At 61.8% G+C, this 225-nt stretch carries 1 pseudogene; it reads right to left on the reverse strand.

From position 1 onward, the window contains the following. Positions 1 to 225: pseudogene (locus B7449_RS17910) on the reverse strand (transposase domain-containing protein); the annotation flags it as partial.

Here is a 225-nt window from a genome sequence, read left to right on the forward strand (position 1 = left end):
TTTCCCAGTTCCAGGGAAGGAACTCGTGCAGGCATGAGACCGGCTGGTCGTTGATCCGGGCGAGAACGTCGGCGAGACAGGCCTAGGGATCGACGTCGTTGAGCTTTGCAGTGACGATGCGGGAATACATGTCGGCCGCGCGCGGGCCGCCCCGATCGGAACCGGCGAACAACCAGGCTTTCCTGCCCAGAGCGATGCCGACTACAGAGCATAGTTGCCTTACTC

The sequence above is a fragment of the Komagataeibacter intermedius TF2 genome (assembly GCF_000964425.1).
GTDB classification, from domain to species: domain Bacteria; phylum Pseudomonadota; class Alphaproteobacteria; order Acetobacterales; family Acetobacteraceae; genus Komagataeibacter; species Komagataeibacter intermedius.